Annotated in this window: 15 protein-coding genes; 5 read left to right on the forward strand and 10 right to left on the reverse strand. The window is 44.3% G+C overall.

Going from position 1 to position 18,341, the window contains the following annotated elements:
- Window positions 1–18: 18 nt before the first annotated feature.
- Window positions 19–1,416: an ATP-binding protein gene (locus tag QQL36_RS11100; protein ID WP_321569749.1), complete on the reverse strand. Its 1,398-nt coding sequence runs from the start codon at window positions 1,414–1,416 to the stop codon at window positions 19–21.
- Between the two features lie 256 nt (window positions 1,417–1,672).
- On the opposite strand from QQL36_RS11100, the gene QQL36_RS11105 reads away from it, so the two are divergent.
- Both QQL36_RS11105 and QQL36_RS11110 read left to right on the forward strand, forming a co-directional pair.
- Window positions 1,673–2,119: a response regulator gene (locus QQL36_RS11105; RefSeq protein WP_083726065.1), complete on the forward strand. Its 447-nt coding sequence runs from the start codon at window positions 1,673–1,675 to the stop codon at window positions 2,117–2,119.
- A gap of 78 nt (window positions 2,120–2,197) precedes the next feature.
- On the forward strand, window positions 2,198–4,159 hold the full coding sequence (locus QQL36_RS11110) for a PAS domain-containing protein (protein WP_321569750.1): 1,962 nt from the start codon (window positions 2,198–2,200) through the stop codon (window positions 4,157–4,159).
- A gap of 79 nt (window positions 4,160–4,238) precedes the next feature.
- Here the strand turns inward: QQL36_RS11110 and QQL36_RS11115 are convergent, their stop codons facing one another.
- The 5 genes from QQL36_RS11115 to QQL36_RS11135 all read right to left on the reverse strand — a co-directional run bounded on the left by QQL36_RS11115 (window position 4,239) and on the right by QQL36_RS11135 (window position 11,294).
- A complete protein-coding gene (locus tag QQL36_RS11115; protein ID WP_321569751.1) occupies window positions 4,239–6,815 on the reverse strand; it encodes a hypothetical protein in 2,577 nt (858 codons plus the stop codon).
- Window positions 6,816–6,833: 18 nt separating this feature from the next.
- Window positions 6,834–8,951 carry a hypothetical protein gene (locus QQL36_RS11120; RefSeq protein ID WP_321569752.1) on the reverse strand — a complete coding sequence of 706 codons (2,118 nt, stop codon included), beginning with the start codon at window positions 8,949–8,951 and terminating at the stop codon, window positions 6,834–6,836.
- The gene (locus QQL36_RS11125) at window positions 8,944–10,362 is read right to left on the reverse strand and encodes a hypothetical protein (RefSeq protein ID WP_083726059.1); all 1,419 of its coding nucleotides are present in this window, start codon (window positions 10,360–10,362) and stop codon (window positions 8,944–8,946) included. The genes QQL36_RS11120 and QQL36_RS11125 overlap by 8 nt, the downstream gene beginning before the upstream one ends.
- Window positions 10,363–10,402: 40 nt before the next feature.
- Window positions 10,403–10,597, reverse strand: coding sequence for a hypothetical protein (locus QQL36_RS11130; RefSeq protein ID WP_083726057.1), 195 nt, complete (start codon window positions 10,595–10,597; stop codon window positions 10,403–10,405).
- 160 nt (window positions 10,598–10,757) lie between these two features.
- The gene (locus QQL36_RS11135) at window positions 10,758–11,294 is read right to left on the reverse strand and encodes a hypothetical protein (protein ID WP_143708965.1); all 537 of its coding nucleotides are present in this window, start codon (window positions 11,292–11,294) and stop codon (window positions 10,758–10,760) included.
- Between the two features lie 89 nt (window positions 11,295–11,383).
- On the opposite strand from QQL36_RS11135, the gene QQL36_RS11140 reads away from it, so the two are divergent.
- The gene (locus QQL36_RS11140) at window positions 11,384–11,629 is read left to right on the forward strand and encodes a hypothetical protein (protein WP_083726053.1); all 246 of its coding nucleotides are present in this window, start codon (window positions 11,384–11,386) and stop codon (window positions 11,627–11,629) included.
- 235 nt (window positions 11,630–11,864) lie between these two features.
- On the opposite strand, the gene QQL36_RS11145 is transcribed toward QQL36_RS11140, so the two are convergent.
- From QQL36_RS11145 to QQL36_RS11155, 3 genes are all read right to left on the reverse strand, one after another.
- Window positions 11,865–12,212: a hypothetical protein gene (locus tag QQL36_RS11145; RefSeq protein ID WP_083726051.1), complete on the reverse strand. Its 348-nt coding sequence runs from the start codon at window positions 12,210–12,212 to the stop codon at window positions 11,865–11,867.
- A gap of 195 nt (window positions 12,213–12,407) precedes the next feature.
- Window positions 12,408–15,566, reverse strand: coding sequence for an AsmA-like C-terminal region-containing protein (locus tag QQL36_RS11150; protein WP_083726049.1), 3,159 nt, complete (start codon window positions 15,564–15,566; stop codon window positions 12,408–12,410).
- Between the two features lie 245 nt (window positions 15,567–15,811).
- Window positions 15,812–16,003 carry a hypothetical protein gene (locus tag QQL36_RS11155; protein WP_083726047.1) on the reverse strand — a complete coding sequence of 64 codons (192 nt, stop codon included), beginning with the start codon at window positions 16,001–16,003 and terminating at the stop codon, window positions 15,812–15,814.
- A 92-nt stretch (window positions 16,004–16,095) separates the two neighbouring features.
- Between QQL36_RS11155 and QQL36_RS11160 the strand changes: the two genes are divergently transcribed.
- Window positions 16,096–17,271 carry a DUF1343 domain-containing protein gene (locus QQL36_RS11160; protein WP_321569753.1) on the forward strand — a complete coding sequence of 392 codons (1,176 nt, stop codon included), beginning with the start codon at window positions 16,096–16,098 and terminating at the stop codon, window positions 17,269–17,271.
- 110 nt (window positions 17,272–17,381) lie between these two features.
- Here QQL36_RS11160 and QQL36_RS11165 read toward each other — a convergent pair whose 3' ends face one another.
- Entirely contained in the window at window positions 17,382–17,708 is a 327-nt protein-coding gene (locus tag QQL36_RS11165; RefSeq protein WP_321569754.1) for a hypothetical protein, read from the reverse strand.
- Window positions 17,709–18,198: 490 nt separating this feature from the next.
- Here QQL36_RS11165 and QQL36_RS35640 point away from each other — a divergent pair, with 490 nt between their 5' ends.
- Entirely contained in the window at window positions 18,199–18,333 is a 135-nt protein-coding gene (locus QQL36_RS35640) for a cytochrome c oxidase subunit 2A (protein ID WP_143708963.1), read from the forward strand.
- Window positions 18,334–18,341: the final 8 nt, after the last annotated feature.

Consider the following 18,341-nt stretch of genomic DNA (forward strand, 5'->3'; position numbering starts at 1 on the left):
CACCGTTTTTTTAGTGAATTAATGGATGGGGATCAGCACAGAAAAAAGTGTCTTTCCCGGGACTGAATTTACTTTAATATTTCCATGATGTTGTTTCACGATCTGGCAGGAAATGTCCAGACCGAGTCCGGTACCTTTACCAATTTCTTTGGTTGTAAAGAAAGGGTCGAAGATCCTGGACTGGATATTCTCAGGAATACCGGGCCCGTTGTCGATGATGGAGACCTTTACACAGGTGCCATCTTTCTCTGTTTTTATTTCGAGGGTACTGTTTTCCCGGCCCTGCATAGCATCCACTGCATTATCGATCAGGTTGGTCCATACCTGGTTCATTTCCCCGATCATGATACTGACAGGTGGGAGAGAAGTATCGTAGTTTTCGATGAGTTGCACATGTCCTTTGCGCAGTTTGTACTCCATGATGTTGAGCGTATTCCGGATACCATCATGAATATCTGTGAGTCTTTTATCATGGGACTGGTCCATGTGGGTAAAGGTTTTCACAGAGCCAACCAGTTTTACGATGCGGGCAGAAGCTTCTTCGATGTCCAGCACCATTCTTTCGGTGACGAGGTTCTTGTCGATCCAGTTGAGTACAGCCGACAGAGAATTTGGTGACATATGGGATTTAAATTCTTCCAGTATGTCTATGGTAATGCCGAATTCCACGAAATTCTCAGCTATTTCCACACCATTGGCCACATCGTGGTCATCCAGCCAGTTCACCATGTCATCTTCCTTTGCGCCTCTTTCCATCATGGTGAGTTTGGGTCTGTCGGTAGATTTGAGGATGGCGAACATTTTATCTTTTACAAAAGTCACATCTTCCGGGGTCATCTTTATGGACATGACCTCCTGGAAGGTATCCGGCATGAGTTGCAGGTGCTTCCTTAAAGAGGAGGCGCCCCGAACGATGGCGGCAGCGGGGTTGTTCAGTTCATGCGCCAGACCGGCGGAGAGCTTGCCCAGTGCCATCATCTTTTCATTCTGGCGCATCATGGTGGTATATTCCCTGACCCTGTTTGTCATCACATGCACTAATGCCTGGGTGAGTTCAAACTGGGTATGGATCATGACATCGATCTTTTCGATAGGGAAGCACATGAGCTGTGATTCCACCATTGCTTCGCTGTAGATGGTCGCTGTCATACCGCGGGAGAAGGGGAGGTAGCCACTGATAGTACCTGCTTCCATGACGGTAATTTCGACGGGATCGTTGTTCTGCATGTAGTACAGACGGAGCTTTCCTGAAATAAGGATATAGGTAGCATTGAGGGGTTCGCCTGTTTTGAACATAAAATCCCCTGGTAGAAGCGTTTTGGGTTCGCTGTTTTCAGCCAGCCATCGAAGTTGTTCGACGGGTACGTCTTTGAACGCCTCGACTGATTGTAGCCATTCAGTGGAAATGTTTACCATAACTTAAAGTTAAAGATAATTTGCCCGTAAGTGGAGAGCAAAAGATGTTCCGGAAAGGATAGACGAGAGAAGCGATGAAATGTACAAGTGGAAATGATTATAATATCATTAAATACTGGAACTTAATAAAAAATCACTGGGGCTTTTGGCGTATTTTGCGTAAGTTTAAATAACACGCGTACATACGCCATCCCTATTGACCTATAAAAGCACATGTTTATGTATAAGTATTTGTATCAGTGATAAATGTAAGACGATGTCAAAAAGTGGAAAGAATATATTTTTAGCCGATGACGACGCCGACGATTGTCTGCTTTTTGAAGACGCTCTCAAAGAGGTCGCGGATGATATTATTCTGACTACAATCTCTGATGGCAAAGAACTCATGGATATGTTAGACGAGCGCGTTCCCTCGCCTCCCGACATGATCTTCCTGGACTTGAATATGCCTCGTAAAAATGGTTTTGAATGTCTCAGGGAAATCAGGACAGATCAGCGCCTCAAGTCCATTCCCGTAATTATCTTTTCTACCTCATCACAACCGGAATTTATAGAACAGGTGTACATTTCAGGAGCTAACCGATACATCAGGAAGCCCTCTTCCTTTTCGGAACTTATGAAAGCAATAGCAGAAATGTTATCTATTGATTGGGATACCAATGAAAGATTCCCTAAACGAGATAAATTCTTTATCTCCTTTTAAGAAAACAACGCTCCTGTCGTGGGAAATATAGAACAACACTTAAAAGAATTACTGGCATTACGTCAATCCGTGCAAAATATGGATGAGCAAATCCGGGTAGAGACAGCAAAAAAAGCAATTAACAACGAAAGCCGTTTCAGAGAAAGTGTGGAACAGGCTCCGGTAGGTATTGCTATTTTCAGAGGGCGGAATATGGTGTTTGAAATGGCGAATGCTATGTACCTGGAACTGATCACCCGTCCTGTGGAAGCAGTGGTGGGCAGGTCGCTCTACGACGTATTGCCGGAAGTAAAGGAATCGGTAAAGCCGCTGTTGGACAATGTTTGGGATACCGTTACTCCGCACTATGGAAATGAGTTTCCTGTCATTCTGTACAGACATGGGGTGCCGGAGATGGTGTATTTCAACTTCGTCTACCAACCACTGAAGAATAGTACCGGGGAAATTGATGGTATAATGGTGGCTGCGACAGATGTGACAGCAGCAGTAATAGCCAAGCACTCCCTGATTGAAAGCGAGAACCAGTTTCGCAACCTTGTGATGCAATCGCCTATAGCCATGGCTATTTTCAAAGGAAGGGAGATGGTGATTGATATGGCAAATAATACCATGCTGCAGACAATGTGGCGCAGAACATCCGCCCAGGTAACGGGTTTGAACCTGCTGGATGTGTTCCCTGAACTGGCAGGGCAGAAGTTTCCTGAGTTATTACAACAGGTGTACAATAGTGGGATTGCCTACCAGGAAAAAGAGGCGATCGCTTATGTAGATGGTCCGGATGGCATGAAGCGGTTTTACCTGGATTTTGAATATAAGCCCCTGTTTGACCTGGAAAAGAATGTATATGCCATCATGGCCACAGTGTCTGATGTGACAGAGCGAAAGGAGCATGAGATGGCACTCCGACTGTCAGAAGAACGGTTCAGGGTATTGGGTGATACGCTGTCACAGATGGTCTGGACCACGGATCCGGAAGGCAAATTGAACTATGCCAGCAAGCAGTATTTTGAGTTTACAGGCATGACACTGGAGGAGTTGAATGGGATAGGATGGTTTAGTGTGATACATCCGGAAGACCTGATGAAGAACTTACCTATATGGCAGGAGGCGTTGAGTAAAGGCGTTGAGTATCAGATAGAGCATAGAATGAGAAAAGCAGATGGTACCTATCGCTGGCACCTGACACGGACGGTGCCCCAAAAAGATGCGGAAGGGAATGTGAATATGTGGGTAGGATCTACGACGGATATTCATGAAGGCAAAATGTTTATAGATAAGCTGGAAGCAGAGGTGCAGGAGAGAACGAAGGCCTTGCAGCGATCCAATGATGAGCTGAGGAAATCGAATGAGGAGTTGGCACAGTTTGCATATGTAGCGAGTCATGACCTGCAGGAGCCGTTGAGGAAGATCCAGACATTTGCAAGCCGGTTATTGGAAACGGAGTATAAGAACATCTCAGATAAAGGGAAGGATTACTTTTCCCGTATGCAGGCGGCGGCGCAGCGAATGCGGCAGCTGATAGAAGACCTGTTATCGTTTTCGAGGACGAGTAATAATGGGGAGCAGTTGTTTGAGTATGTGGATCTGACGCAGGTGTTGATGAGAGTAAAGGAGCAATTGAGTGATCAGATAGATAAGAAAGAGGCGGTAATAGAATATGATTTGCTGCCAGTGTTGTCGGCAATTCCTTTCCAGATAGAGCAACTGTTTATGAATTTGCTGACCAATGCGTTGAAATTTTCGGGAAAGGGGGTGAAGCCTCTTGTCAGTGTGAAGATGGAGGATAATGTGTATACGCTGGTAGGAGGATTACCTTATCATAAGATTACGATTGCGGATAATGGGATTGGGTTTGATCCGCAGTTTAGTGAGCGGATCTTCCAGGTGTTTCAGCGGTTGCATTTGCGGAACCAGTTTGAGGGGACGGGGATAGGATTGGCGATTTGTAAGAAGATAATGGATAATCATAACGGGGTGATAACGGCGGAGGGAAAGCCGGGGGAAGGTGCTGTGTTTACGTTGTTATTTCCGGTTGGGTGAATAGATTTCATTTTGCATTCGCATGTTCATTTGCATAAAAAACGCTTTTGCCGGTTTGCGGCAAAAGCGTTTTTTATTTTTATATTTTAGGTGCCAATAGTTCCCACAATTCGGGGGACCAGGGCCATTGTCGTTTTACGGTTTCTTTATCCATGTTACTCAATACAAGTGGGAATTGCTTTCCTGCAAATGTGGGTTCCAGCCGTTTTACCACTTTACACACCTCGATGTATACGTTTGCAGCGGCTACTGTGAGCTCCTGCGTGGGTGTGCCTTGTCTTGCATAGTCATTCCACTTTTTCCAGAACACATACACCATTCTATCTCTGAGTGCATTCCCTTCCGGCAATTGCTGTATATTATTATACAGGAGGGTTAAAAACGATTGTAGTTTTTGCGGGTCGCTGTAAATAGACTTTGCCCATTTACCACCTGCCTGTCTGAACAGGTGTTCCAATACTACATAGGGTAAAGTGGCCTCTGGACTGTTGGCGTCAGGGATGTTGCTAAATACCTGTGTGATCAGATCTCCCGGTTCAAGTGCAAAGAGCAATTCTGCTATCGGCCATTGGCTATACAAGGCAGCCCATCCCTGGTATTCCCAGTCATTTAAGGTAGCATATCGCCTCTTTGAATGGAGAGTAGGCATACTGAATTTGATATGCTGTGCAAAATTCTCAGGGGTGAATAAGCGGTTCAGTTGTTCCCGGTATTCAGGGTCTATGAAACCGGTTCCTTCCAGATATTTCCGTACCATGTATTGTGTATCTTTATCAGAAGCATTTTGCAGGTAGTCAAGGCTGATCTGCACCAGTTCTGATGTAACCAGTTTGCCTGTCTGCATGATCTGTAATAACTGGTGGAGAATACCACCGGGCTTAGGCATACTCAAAAGCAACTTATAGAGTTCGATCACTTCTGCTTTCCTGATAGTCCTGTTCTGCCAGGCATCCTGTAACATTCTTTCTGCTTCCATGAAGGATTGCATCCCATTTTTCTTCATCATGGTTTGCCTGAAAGCAGGGAGGAAAGCACCGGTTTGGTCACTCTTGTCAGTATCACTCAGTAGCCAGTTTGCTTTTGTGAGCGATACGATATGAGGGAGTTGAGCTCTGACGCTGGCATCGGTAGCAGCTAGTTTGCCGAGTAGCTGTACCCATTCATCCAGCGGGGACTGTGCATAGTAGGCAATATGTCTGTACAATGAAGAGGTAATCGCGGGTGCTAACTGACTGAAATCTACTTCCAGTGTTTTGAGCAATGCGTAGGTAGCTGCCAGTTCGCGGATATCTTTGGATTGTTCCAGTAGTAACCCCAGACTACGTTTCAGATCAGGAGAGTCGCTGTAGGAAAAGGTTTTGAGCCGCTCTATGACTGCGTTTCGTGTTTGGTCAGGATACCAGCTGGATTCCAGCACTTCTCTGAACAGTTGTAATAATGCCTCTTTATTAGCGGGAGTAACGGGTACTTCCAGCACGGCATTGATCAACTGTGTTTTCAGGTAGTGGTCTGTTTCAGCGACAGCGAGGTCGGTGACTACCTGTAAAGTAGCTTCAGATTTACGGCCGGTATTTAAGAGAATATTTATTAACGCACTACGTAGCGCAAGCAGGGGTTCCAGTTTGATGGCGGCTGCCAGTGTGGGTTCCAGTTTGGCCTGGTGCTGTACGAATTGTTTTTCCAGATATGGAATGGCAGCTTCTCTTACATAAGGGTTCTTATCGTTTAGCGCCGTGATCAGCAGATCTGGTATTTCTGCATGTTCTAATAAAGACAGCAGGCGTATTTTCAAACCAGCAGAAGGTGTTTGTGCAAACAGTTGTGTTAATTCGGTTTGCAACTCAGGATGTGCTACCAGTCTGTCGCTGATCAATGCCAGCAGTTCCGGTTGATCAGGTGCTTTTTGTAAAGCGGAGAAGATACCACTGAATAAAGTGGTGTCTATTTCACGCAGGTTTGATAAAAGTTGAATGATGGCTGCTCTTACATACAGATCAGTTTCTGACATGAATCGCGCTGCAAGATGTTCAATCACTGTAGCAGAAGGCGCTGGTAATACGGCTAAGAACCCGATGGCTGCCAGTCTTGTATTTCTATGCTCTAATGGAGAGAGGAACTGCAAAGCTAAAGTAGCTGCTGCATCTGTCGGGAACTGTTTTATTAATTCCAGCAAAGCAGGTTTTACGCTGTCGGGAGCCAATGCAATAAATTCACTCACTTTAGAAATTGTATCCGCAGATTTATTGACAGTGCGTAAGAGACCATCTATGCACACTTGCAGAATGATTGGATCGAGGTCATTGACCATTGTATCGGCGAGTATTTCCTCTACACTATCCAGGTGAGCAGCGAGCTGGCTGATGGTCTCAATTGCCAGCAGGCGCAATGTCCTTTCCGGCTCCAGGCAGGCAAACCAGCTCAGGGTATCGATCAGTGCCTCCCGCTGACTCAGGCGGGTAATGGGGATGGCGCATAACAATTCCAGCATACGGGTACGCACAGAAAGGGTATGTTCCTCTCTGGCTGCTGCTGCCAGTTTTTCAACCGCTTCGTCAGTTTCAAGAAAAGGTTGCAGGCTATCGAGTGCTTCCAGTCTTTCGTGTTCTGATCTTTCTGTGGAGATTAATATATCGAATAGAGCAAGTGCTTCTGACATCTTCAAAATTAGTTTAGGTTAATCAGCAAATCCAGGTCCGTCATCATTTGTCGTATTGCGTTGTAAAGCTTCTATATCCATACATGCATTGCGGCAGGCATCTTTCATAGCACGCATCACGTCATTGTCCTGTGGAACAAATGGTTTAGCCATGATGGCTTGCAGCAGTTCCGGAACGGGTGTCCAGCTACAGTTTGCCTGTAGATAATTGATGTATGGCAGCATGCCGGCAGGGGTTTGTTGTTTTTCGAGCTGCTGCCTGAATTCGGTTTCAGTGGGTTGTAATACTTCGTGCAGTAAAATCTGGTTAACGTATCTGCCTCTCTTTTCCAATAATTGCCACAGTCCTTCTCGCAGTTCAGCGAATGCAGGATTCGTTTTCAGTGCCAGGAGGTAGTGATTGAACTTTGATTCATTACCGAGGTCAATGGTCAATACCTGAGTGAGTGCATACCTGCTCAGGTTATCATCCATGTCTTTGTGTATGGCGAGGAAGCGGAGTATTTCAATATCAGATACGCCTTCCTGGTACAGGCTACTGCTGTTACCTGGTGTAAGGGCTGCCCAAAGTATACGGTTGGCCATTTCCGGGTTTTCATCATAATACATCCAGATGTGTGGGAAGATGCCGGAGAAGTTATGCTCCACATCTGCTTTGTGCAACCATTGCTCCCAGTTGATGTTGGCGCTGCCTGCCTGTGAAATGGCATTTTCCAGTACCTGTGTGCAGATATCCTTCATTGTTTGATCCTGCTCATGATCTGCCAGTTGGCCGAAAACCTTCACGGTAGCAGGGCTGAGTTGCGGGATCATACTGATCTTCTTCGCCAGCAGGCGACGCAGCTCCCGGTTCAGTTGCGTGTATAACAAAACAGGAGCGGCAGCTTCTACGACTTCGATATTCGCTTTGGTCAGTGGAATAAGCAGGATGCCTTTGATCCCTGCCTCTTTGATAGCAGGAGATGGAGCCTTCAATGCTTTGCAGTAAAAGTTGTTCAGGCTATCATCGTTAGGCGTAAAGCTTGTGATGGCCTGCAGAATAGCAGTGCGGCATTCTTCTTTTTGTTCCTGTTCATAAGCCTGTACAAAGCGTTCGAAGAGTGCGGGGCATTGTGCGATCAGTTTACCAAGAATATTGTAAATGGCCACTGCCAGATCAGCCCGTATGTTTTGTGCAGACATCGCCAGCAGTGCATTAACGAGCGTTTCATTTTTAGCTGTGTAAGGAGCTAAGAGATATAACAGTTGTAGGTTTTGAGCGGTAGCGAGTTGTGCACACAGGTATTCAATGATAGCAGGTGTGAGTTGCAGGCTGTATTCAAATACCCTTAAGGCAGCCTGCTTTACACTTTGATCAGGATCTTGTGTATAGGCATGCAGGATAGCATCTGTCAGTTCAGTACTTTCTATACCATGAACGGCCAGTAATTGTATACACCAGATACGGATAAAGGGATTGGTATCTGTTTTTAGTAGTGCTAATAATGCTGCTACAGGTACGAAGGAGCGGTCAAAGCAGAAACGAAGTACCATTTCCCTGATGGCAATGGGTTCATCAGGTGTTAATAGCGATGCGATTGTGGCGATGTCCAGTGTATCCTGCAACAGGAGTCTGTTTACAATCACCAGTTTATCTGTTTCCGCTGCCTGATGCATGATCTCTTTATAGAACGTGATGTCTTCGGGACTGGCGTCTACAGGTATTAATAACCAGGAGAGAATGATGCGGCAGGTGTCTGCATTCTCCTGTTGTTTGTAAAATTCAATCAGGTGTTGTCTGGCTGTTTGATCCTTGATGGACAATCGACCTAATATAGGCAGTATCAGGTCGCGTGACTCATCCTGTGCCAGTGAGGCGATCATAATATCGATCAGCGCTGTGGTATTATTTAGTTGGCGAAGGCCGGTAGCTGCCAGTTGACGGATCATGTCTGCTTTCAGGGTGGTATCCGTTTCGGTGGCAATGAGCGACAACCATTTCTCAGCAATGGCGGGGTCATGGAGATACCGGGTGGCGCCGGACAATAGTGAATATTTTGTATCAGTATCAGAGAGGGGCACCATATCCAGCATCATTAAGGTTTGGGAGGTATGTGCCGTCCGTCTTTCCCTGATCTCATCAGTGATCTTACTCATATTTTAATACGTTGGGTTTAATACCGGAAAGGGCGTCAGCGAGTGATTGTTGCTGAGGAGCGTCCAGATCCAGTTTAACAATAGCGTCCAGGGCTTTTTGCCTGGAGAGTGTATCAATTAGTTCATTGCGTACTACTGCCAGCAGTACATCGAATTGATGGGTAATGCCGGGGCGCAGGTAGCCATCGAGGCACAGGCGCAGGAGTTCTCTGTCAGTATCGTAGCGCAGAACATCTTCGAGTGCAGGGATCACCTGTGGATAGATCCCGGCAACATTGGCCAGCAGGCCGGCACAGGTCAGCCTGAATGGAGAACCAGGTTCTGTGAGTTCTGTGGCAAATACATCGACCAGTTGTGGATGACGTGCTACAGAGAGGGCTTTCACCTGGTTGAACAATACTTCGCGTATGCTATCGTCTCTTTCGCGGGAGAAGAGGAGTAAAAGCGGATCGAGGATCTGTTCAGTTTTCAGGCGGTTGGTAACGAGCGAAAGTACCTTTCTTCTATGTTCGGCTACCGGGAGGTCTTTGATGCTTTCCAGCATAATATTGCTGATGTGCACATCTCTGCCCATGTAAGGGGCCAGCATATCGGTGACGGCAGCAAATTCTCCATCGTCGTATACAGAAGGATTGGCAGCGAAGGCGTTGGCCACGGCCAGTCTGATTTCCGGAATGCGCATGGAAGGTTTGATGAGTTCCAGCAGGTCGTAGCGGATGCCATTAGTACCCGTTTGAGACAGTGCTGTTGCTAAAGTAATGAGCTGTGCATCGCTCATTTGTTTATTATCAGCGAGGCGGCGCATGACGCGTATGCGGATGTCCGGATCGTTTTTGATATCGAAGTAAGGTTGTGCAGCAGCAAAGAGTTTATCGCCCCAGCGGGTGCATTTCTCAGCCAGCGTGAGTGCTTGAGATTGCAGCAGGGTAGGAGAGTTACGATGTTTTTCCAGGGCGGCAACGGCCATATCTTCAGTGATGAGTGGGAGGTTGGCCAGGGTATCCTGGATGGCGACCATTTCGGGTTCACTGAGATGAGGGGTGGCAGAGAGTTCGATGAAGAAGTCTACCAGTTGCTGGTCCTGGTGAATACTGTCCTGTAGTCTGAATAAGATGGCAACGCGGGTATCTCTTTCCTTTTCCTGTCTGAAGAACTGAAGGAGGGCATCAAAGAGGACACGTGGCTCCGGGAAGCGGGAGGTGTTCAACGAAGAAAGGAAGAACATAACTTCATCCCGCAATCTTTTGTCTTTGACATCAGGTAATACCTGTAGCAGGGCGGTGATGACTTCTGGTTCGTGCAGGTGGCTTTTGGCCAGCTGTAGAATCTGTGCTTTGATCACTGTTTCTGCGTAAAGGCTACCCAGTACCTGTCTGATCAGTCCCGGCAGGGATTGTTGGGTTTTGTCCATACTATTTTCAATTAAAGATATGCTGGTATAAAAGGGGGGCTTACAATGTGATGATCGCCTCGATCTTGTCCAAAGCGACAACGCATCTTTTACCATCATGGGTTCTTAGCTCTACGGCTTCCGGATACAGGTTGCTCACAATACCTTGTAGTGTGGCGTGGGTGATATAGATACTGATTTGTTGCTGTTCCATACGGCTGCTTTCAAGTAAGGATATGAATATGGGTGATGGCATGGATGATCCGTTTAAATGAATAATGAGGTAACGGTAAAATTGCATACGAACATAAACAGGGCCAAAAGTAAGGAAGTTTGATTTTAATAACAACCTTGGCAGTGGGGCGAGGGGGAACTTTCACATTTTTTTAAAAAGCAGACCCTGTAGTCTGCGGGCTTTATCCAGCCATTAGGATTTTATCAAATCTCAACTTGCCGGCCTTGATTTTGAATACGTAGAAGATTGCGTATTCGCCACCATCGTATTCAGGATCAGATTTTTTGTTATAGCCACTGAGTTGCAGTGTTACAGTTTGTTCATTCTTATCGTAGGTAGCTTCCATGCTATAGTATTCTTCCTGATCATCTGTAAATTCGGCTGTTTTGGACGTGCCTTTTTCGTATAGATCTTTTGTTTTTATTTTCAGGAAGGCGGTAATAAATTGTTTATCGAAGATTTTGTCGAAGTATAGGTCGAACGATTTCTCAGTGACAGGGGCTTCTTTTTCTGCGAGGTTAGGTACACCGACAATATACCAGAATTCAGCATTGTTGTAAGGAAAGTTAAAGAAGGTTTTAGTTGTTTCTTTATCTCTCTGATAGATAGCGTCTCTAAGGGTACGGACCTGGTCAATCCAGGTAGTAGTGGTGTCGGTGGACGCGATGGCAGTGTGGGCACACAAGAGCAGGCAAATGTATAGTAGGGTTCTTTTCATGAGGTAAATTTAAAATTTTATATTTGAATAACTTTTACCCCGCAACTTAATTTGTTATGATTCCACTGCATCTACAATCTACATACAGTATGTTGACATGTGCTTTTAAACATCCTTTGGAGCAACATACATACGAAGGCGTGATACGGTTTTTGTATTATGACATGTCTGACGGATGTCTGGCGCAGGTATTGTCTTTGATGGTAGATAAAGAGATAGCTATGATCAAGAATGATATAGCCCGATATTATAATGCAGACGAAAGTCATTATCTTGATGTGAAAGAGCAACTCATCAGCTGTGGGTATGATGATTGGTTAAATGAAGATGATTAATACCTTACTACAATATTTGTTGCACCTGCCAATTGGATTTGTGTGGCTCATTTTCTTATTAGAGAATGTGATGATCACCTGTGGGGTATTGTAGATAGGCAGGTGTTTTTATAAGGGAGGGTATACGGCGAAGGAGTGGGGGATTTGGGAGTAGAGCCATTGCCTTCAGGTGTGCGGGATTTGCCGGTGATTCAGCAGCACCTTGAATTTTACTGGAGGGGAACTTTTTTCAGCATTAAAGAGATCGCAGAAGCTTCCGTCTGTGAAAAATGATCTTCACAAAAGAGACGAGTTCGCTGATAGCAGTGATCCCCAATGCATATTTGAAAGTAGACGGATCTACGCCTAAGATGAATACAATCAGGATAACCACGGGTAAGATCATCATACCATATCCTTTCCATCCAATCCACTTTTGGGTAAGAGATACCAGCACCCCCCAGATCAGGCTGAAAAAGCCGGCGGCTGCCAGTAAGCCCAGCATGACGAAGCTACCTTTTTCAGGAGCGAAGAAATTATAGAACAAGATGCTCCATAACATGACAAGGAGGATATATAGCAGGATGTATGGTACGCGTTTCATAGCGACAAAAATATGAGAAAATCTTAATTAATCCGCTTGTTGAGGCAGGAGTTGATGTTGTTGCAGGAGAAGTTTTTTTCGGGGAAGTTGTTTATGAGGTGATTAATTCGGAACTCATAAAAATTCAGCCTACAGCGATTAGCAGAGGGTTACCTGAGAATAATAAAAGGGAACATCGTCAGATGTTCCCTTTTATTATTCCTGGTCTTCATCATCTTCTGTTTCTTCCAGTTTATCCTTATCGCTCCCTCTCTTCAGCTTCACCTTCGGGTTACTTTGTGTTCCCGTTACATTGAACGGGATGCCCAATATCCCTAATGGCGGCAATCCCAGTCTGCCTTTCAGGTTTAATTTCCCATCAAAACTCACTTGACCTTCAAATCTGGGGCGGAAACCAGCCACACGCATTTTGGTCTTCTCAATCGTAATGATATTATTATTGATTTTGGATTTGATATTGATTTTTGACAAATCCGGGTCTCGTACGTCATCCTTGCCGGTGGCGCTACTTACTGCATTGAATAACCGGAATCCCTTCATTTTTACTTGCTTCACAGACAGCACGCCTTCTCCTTTCAGAGAAGGATAGACTGGCTGCATATTGTCATCCAGTCTTCCGCTTAGGTGGTATTCAAGTCCTACGATACCACTGGCGCTACCTGCGGAGGTGGCCATATCATGGAATAATTTGATTTCATTGTAGGCGCGCTTTATATCAAATTCAGCAGCGGAGATATGGTAATCGAAAGTGGCTTTCCGGGTATTGATACTGGTATACTTTGCATCCATCTCCACTGGCGCTCCGATTATAGTAAAGCCGGTTTTGTTCAGCTGGAGGTAGTTGCTGTCAATTACCAGCTGGCCATGGAAATCGTTGATATTAATACCGTTAAAATATATCCTTGCAGCATTGGCATTCAGGGTAAGCGACAGGTTGGCGGGCACCATGACCACGCCGGAAGCGGAAGAAGTGCTGGAGGTTGTAGTAGTGTTAGCTGTAGGGTTGGTGGCTGTTGAATGACCTCCATATACCATCAGTTCATCCACTAATATATAATCGCTTTTAAAATTAAACTGCCCATGCAAAACCTGATCTTTTTGCGTAGCATACCCGATCACATTGGTCAAATAGCCATCCAGGCGGATGGTGGATTTACCATAACGGGCATTGAACTGATCGAACCACATCTTATCCTGGTCAAAACGGAACACGCCGTTAGCAATATAAAATGGGAGTGGGAATAGTTCAGAGGTAAGGGTGATATCTTTTACAACCAGGCTTCCTTTGTTGTATAACCTGTTGTAGCGTCCTGCCATAGCATCGCTTTGTGTACCGCGTAATGACAGGTTGGTTTTGATCAGACCTGTCACATCATATCCTTGCTTTGCAAACACTTTGTATATCTTACCAAGGTCAATATTCCCATTGGAGGTGATATTATAACGCAGGTTATCAAAGTTGTTCAGATCCGCTTTCAACACAAATGGTTGTCCCTCAAATTCAAATGATATCGGTTTGACATTTACATTTAGTGATTTGAAAGTACCTGTAGTGTTGGTAATAGTGGCATCAATATTTATTTTTTCCAAAGGATTGGGGTAGTACTTTGTATGCACAACGCCATTGTTCATAGTGAGAGTGGCGGTGGTGACAGGGAACAATCTTTTTACCGGTACGTAACTGCCTTTTGTGACAATGTTTATATGCAGGTCTCCGGCCATAGATAAGCTATCCAATGGGTAGAACTGCTTCACGTCGTCCAGATGAAGTATTCCTTCCAGGCTGGCATCCACGAGTGGACTGCTGGCATTGCTGACCTGGAAATAGCCTTTGATATAGTTACTCAGCACATTTGCATTGATGTTTTTAACGGCAAGCATAGCATGTGCATAGTTGCTGTCGGGGCAGGAAGCCTGGATGTCAAAATTGATATTGTCAACAGCCTTTGGTAAAGAAGCGAATTTGAAATACCCATTATGGAAGGAAGACTGGAAGCTAAATGCCGGGATGCTGCTGATGACGGTATCGGCTTGTTTCCGCAGTCCTCTGTATACAACGGACTTTGCATATTTTCCATCAGCCAGCAGGTGGGCCTGTAGTCTGCCTTTCATGGCAAATGAGTCCAGTCCTACGGCTTTACTCCATTTTTCCAGGTCTATATCTGTATTCAGTTTAACATGAACTTCCGGCGTTTTGATACCTTTCAGTTTCATGATCGCGCTAAAGTAATCCTTGTCAATATTGAAGAAAATAGAGTCGATATTCACAATCAGGCTATCGGTATTCAGCTGTCGTAATTGTGACTGGAAGTTGAGGAACAGGTTTTTTACAGGGGCGGGTGCTTTTGCATTGGAGATGGTACCATTTCTGATCTGCATATTAAATGTGAGATCAGGCATGGTGTTGGTTGCTGCAATGTATTGACCAGTCAGGGTGGCATTTACATCCGCGGTTCCCGCTACATGTGTATGTTCCAGCCAGGTGGTGTATTCATGTGGCAGGGCACTGAAAATGGCGCTCAGGCTGGATTCTTTTGAATTGAGTTTGAAATCCATGGCATATCCATTCTTTAAAAATCCGAATTTCCCATTTAATTGTACAGGGAGTTCATTGATTTTCAGGTCATTCTTTTCAAAGATCAGATCCAGTGAATTGGTATTGATTTTTGTAATCAGCTCTCCATCCAGCTTTTTATTCTGGATATAAGGTGTATTGCCATAGCTCAGATCGAAAGAGGAGGCACGAAGGCGGGAATACAGATCAAACTGGGCTTTGCTGAGATCTCCTTTACCCAGGTAATCAACATTCTGGGCCTTTACATAAAGCGGGAGTGACTGGTCGTTGTAAATGATATTGCACTGTTCCAGCTGAATGCGTGCTATTTTCAGAGAGGCGCTACCGCTATCTGTTTTAGTGCTGTTAGTAGATGGTGCTGATTGGTAGACGTTATAGTTTGGATGGCCGGCAGCATCTACCAGCACGTGAATATTTCCTTTTGTGAGGTAAATTTCATCGATGCTGATGGCGTTTGAGAAAATGCTGGCGAGGTTTACACCCAGGGCTACTTCATCAGCGGCGATCAGTGTATCTTTTTGGAAAGGCGCGGCGCCTTTCAGATTGAAATCATAGAGGGTTAATGTGAGGGAAGGGAAGTGATTGAAAAAGGAAAGTCTTGCCTTTGAGAAGTTGAGATCCCCAGTAATACTGTTATTGGTCCATGTCTTGATCTTGTTGGAGACAGTCGATGGAAAGAGGACGGGGAGGAGGAATAGCAGTAATAAAAGTGATACAATAGAAATGCCGGCAATCTTCAGTGTTCGTAGTGCTGTTCTTTTGATTTGGACGTAGCTCATAAAAGCCCCCGGGTATTTTTTTAAACCCGGGGTAAAGGTAAGTGGTTTTTCATGAGCTCGATTAGAATGGGTTAAAAGTGAGGAAGTTATAATGATTATTTTAAATGTGTTTGGTTGAGTATTGATGTATTGGTGGAATTAATTATTCATTTGATCGACAGAGAGAATGTGTTGTGTAAATAAATTGGGGGAAACAAAAAGAAGGCGCCTTAGGTAAGTCGCCGTTCTTTTTCAGTGTACAGTACTTACCTGGTATTGCATGATCCATTATTACAGCTATCACAGCAGGTAGTATTGACCAGTGCCTGAATGATGAACATGGCACCAAATATGGCAATGATCAGGAGTTGCATCTGTATAGCCACACCGATTAAAATTATGCCGGCAATCAGTCTTATTATCCTGAAAAAGCTCCAGTTTTTAACTATTTTGTTCATAAGTTTTTTCCCGATTTGGTTGTAAAAATCCGATAGGAAAACGAGAATGACTGTAACTATTGTTACATATTTAGTTTTAGATTAACAATATCATGGTACAATTGGGTATAGACAGACTACTACTTACTGCATGGGACTGGAAAGCCAGGCGGATAGGTTTCGTAACGAACAATGCGGCTGTTACCTCAAATTTTGAAGCTTCCAGGAAAGCCTTAATAAGAAATGGATTTAATGTTGTCAGGTTATTTTCTCCTGAGCACGGATTGGATACTACCGGTCCGGATGGTCACTTTATGGGAAATACAATGGATAATCTGACAGGTTTGCCGGTAGTGAGCTTATATGGTGAAAAGTTGGCCCCGGATCAGAAGGACTTTGAAGATCTGGATATAATCCTGATTGACCTGCCTGATATTGGTAGTCGTTTTTATACTTATTTATGGACTTTGACTTATGTGCTGGAGGCCGGAGCGCGCTATGGAAAAAAATTGATTGTATTAGACAGGCCTAATCCAATTTCTGGAAATCTCCTGCTAGCCGAAGGTCCGATGCTTGATGAAGTGAATGCCGCCAGTTTTATTGGCAGGTGGGCGATCCCTGTTCGTCATAGCTGTACAATAGGAGAGCTGTCGTATTATTTTAACATGGAAAGAAAAATTGGGTGTGACCTTCAGGTTGTCACATGTACTGGGTGGAGGCGTCATATGTTTCATCCTGATTGGAGCGAATCATTTGTACCTGCTTCTCCTGCTATTAATACTTTTGAGACGGCCTTGCTTTATCCCTGTCTTTGCTTCCTGGAAGCGACAAATATCAGTGAGGGTAGAGGTACCGCTGTGCCTTTTAGGGTAGCAGGTGCTCCATGGATAAATGCAGGAGAGCTGGCGAACATATTTAATGATAATATTAAAACAGCTGTTGTGGCCCGTGAAGTTGATTTCGTGCCGGAAGTGGGTAGATATGCAGGTAATAGTTGCAAAGGTATAATTTTGCATGTGACAGATAGATACCAGTTTCACGCAGTAAAAACGGGGTTACTATTGATTAAGCTGATCATGGATACTTATAAGGGGAGGTTTGAATGGGCACCATACAAAACCCTTGTAAATGGAAAGGGGGAAAACCATTTGACATTATTATTGGGTCAACTGGATGCAGAAGATTTTTTCAAATTGCCTTTTGAGGGTTTTAAGGAGGAGTTGGATAGTTATGTTAGCAATGGGAATTGGAGAGAAAGAGTAGAGCCTATATTGCTATATGAGGACTAAAACGATGGAAGATATGAGAGAGTTATATTTGTTTTAGGTAGGATATGTCGTCTTCCTATTTTCCTTATATTCCAATTACTAATGAGGTAAATGGTAAAAGAATGGAGGAATTAATAGAGCATTTTCCGCGGAAAAATTGCTTCTACCTGCATATCAATCTTACGAAGATAATCGGCTCCATATGTTCCATTCTCCAATCCATTCTTCAATGTTTCCGGCACATAATCGTCGAGAACAGTACAATGGGAGGCAATAATTGTGGCTATTGCACACACTGTATCTGTATCCGAATTCTCTATTTGGTTTACCACATTCAAAAATACATCTGCCATCGTTTTTGCATTCTTCAATGCAGAGAGGGCTTGTGTCACTATCCTCATTGCATTTCCGGGATCATTTTCAATACCATTTTGTTCCCATCCTTCGCCTGACTGCACAATTAAAAACGCCTCCAATTGTTGGCGAGTACCTCCGTGATGCAAAAAATGCACAGACGGTGCTACTGCCAATGCAGATGTAGTCCCTGCGACGCAGTCTACAGGAGAATTTTTTGTGATTGTACAACTTATTCTGTCAATAAAAATGCTTCCAAAACAAGACACTTTTGCCGTGTGTTTTATTTAATACTGTTAGAAGCGGGAGGCTTTTGGTGAATTCCACACAGTCTATAAGTGAAATAGCCTGGAGCTCAATTTTAAGAATAATTCGTACTTCTCTCGTTTTCTTTAAGAAGTAAGAAGGGATAAGTCCTGAAAAAGTTAAGAATATGAAACATGCTAACAAAGATCTTATATAGTCCATCTCGCCTTCCCTAATTCCATATTTTTTTAATAATAAGTAAAAAGTTACATCATTGAGGTAAATAGGATAACTGCCTGCGTTTTAAGGTGTCTAATTTTGTTCCTGAAATAACACATATACAGGAATATGAATACAAATGCGCATTCTGATATCGAAAAAGACTTCAAACCCAAAGGTACTATCGTCTTCATAATTCTATTGCTGCTTCTTACTGTTTTGGTATGGTTCAGCGTGTATAATCTTCAGTTGGAGAGACATTGAGTTAATAA

Source organism: Chitinophaga sp. LS1, assembly GCF_034274695.1.
Lineage (GTDB): Bacteria > Bacteroidota > Bacteroidia > Chitinophagales > Chitinophagaceae > Chitinophaga.

Bases quoted from the DNA above. Each gene is read 5' to 3' on its own strand.
- QQL36_RS11160 (WP_321569753.1), top strand. From the start codon at position 16,096: ATGGTACAATTGGGTATAGACAGACTACTACTTACTGCATGGGACTGG.
- QQL36_RS11100 (WP_321569749.1), bottom strand. From the start codon at position 1,416: ATGGTAAACATTTCCACTGAATGGCTACAATCAGTCGAGGCGTTCAAA.
- QQL36_RS11145 (WP_083726051.1), bottom strand. From the start codon at position 12,212: ATGAAACGCGTACCATACATCCTGCTATATATCCTCCTTGTCATGTTA.
- QQL36_RS11150 (WP_083726049.1), bottom strand. From the start codon at position 15,566: ATGAGCTACGTCCAAATCAAAAGAACAGCACTACGAACACTGAAGATT.
- QQL36_RS35640 (WP_143708963.1), top strand. From the start codon at position 18,199: ATGAATACAAATGCGCATTCTGATATCGAAAAAGACTTCAAACCCAAA.
- QQL36_RS11115 (WP_321569751.1), bottom strand. From the start codon at position 6,815: ATGTCAGAAGCACTTGCTCTATTCGATATATTAATCTCCACAGAAAGA.
- QQL36_RS11135 (WP_143708965.1), bottom strand. From the start codon at position 11,294: ATGAAAAGAACCCTACTATACATTTGCCTGCTCTTGTGTGCCCACACT.
- QQL36_RS11110 (WP_321569750.1), top strand. From the start codon at position 2,198: ATGGATGAGCAAATCCGGGTAGAGACAGCAAAAAAAGCAATTAACAAC.
- QQL36_RS11105 (WP_083726065.1), top strand. From the start codon at position 1,673: ATGTCAAAAAGTGGAAAGAATATATTTTTAGCCGATGACGACGCCGAC.
- QQL36_RS11155 (WP_083726047.1), bottom strand. From the start codon at position 16,003: ATGAACAAAATAGTTAAAAACTGGAGCTTTTTCAGGATAATAAGACTG.
- QQL36_RS11120 (WP_321569752.1), bottom strand. From the start codon at position 8,951: ATGAGTAAGATCACTGATGAGATCAGGGAAAGACGGACGGCACATACC.
- QQL36_RS11130 (WP_083726057.1), bottom strand. From the start codon at position 10,597: ATGCCATCACCCATATTCATATCCTTACTTGAAAGCAGCCGTATGGAA.
- QQL36_RS11125 (WP_083726059.1), bottom strand. From the start codon at position 10,362: ATGGACAAAACCCAACAATCCCTGCCGGGACTGATCAGACAGGTACTG.
- QQL36_RS11140 (WP_083726053.1), top strand. From the start codon at position 11,384: ATGTTGACATGTGCTTTTAAACATCCTTTGGAGCAACATACATACGAA.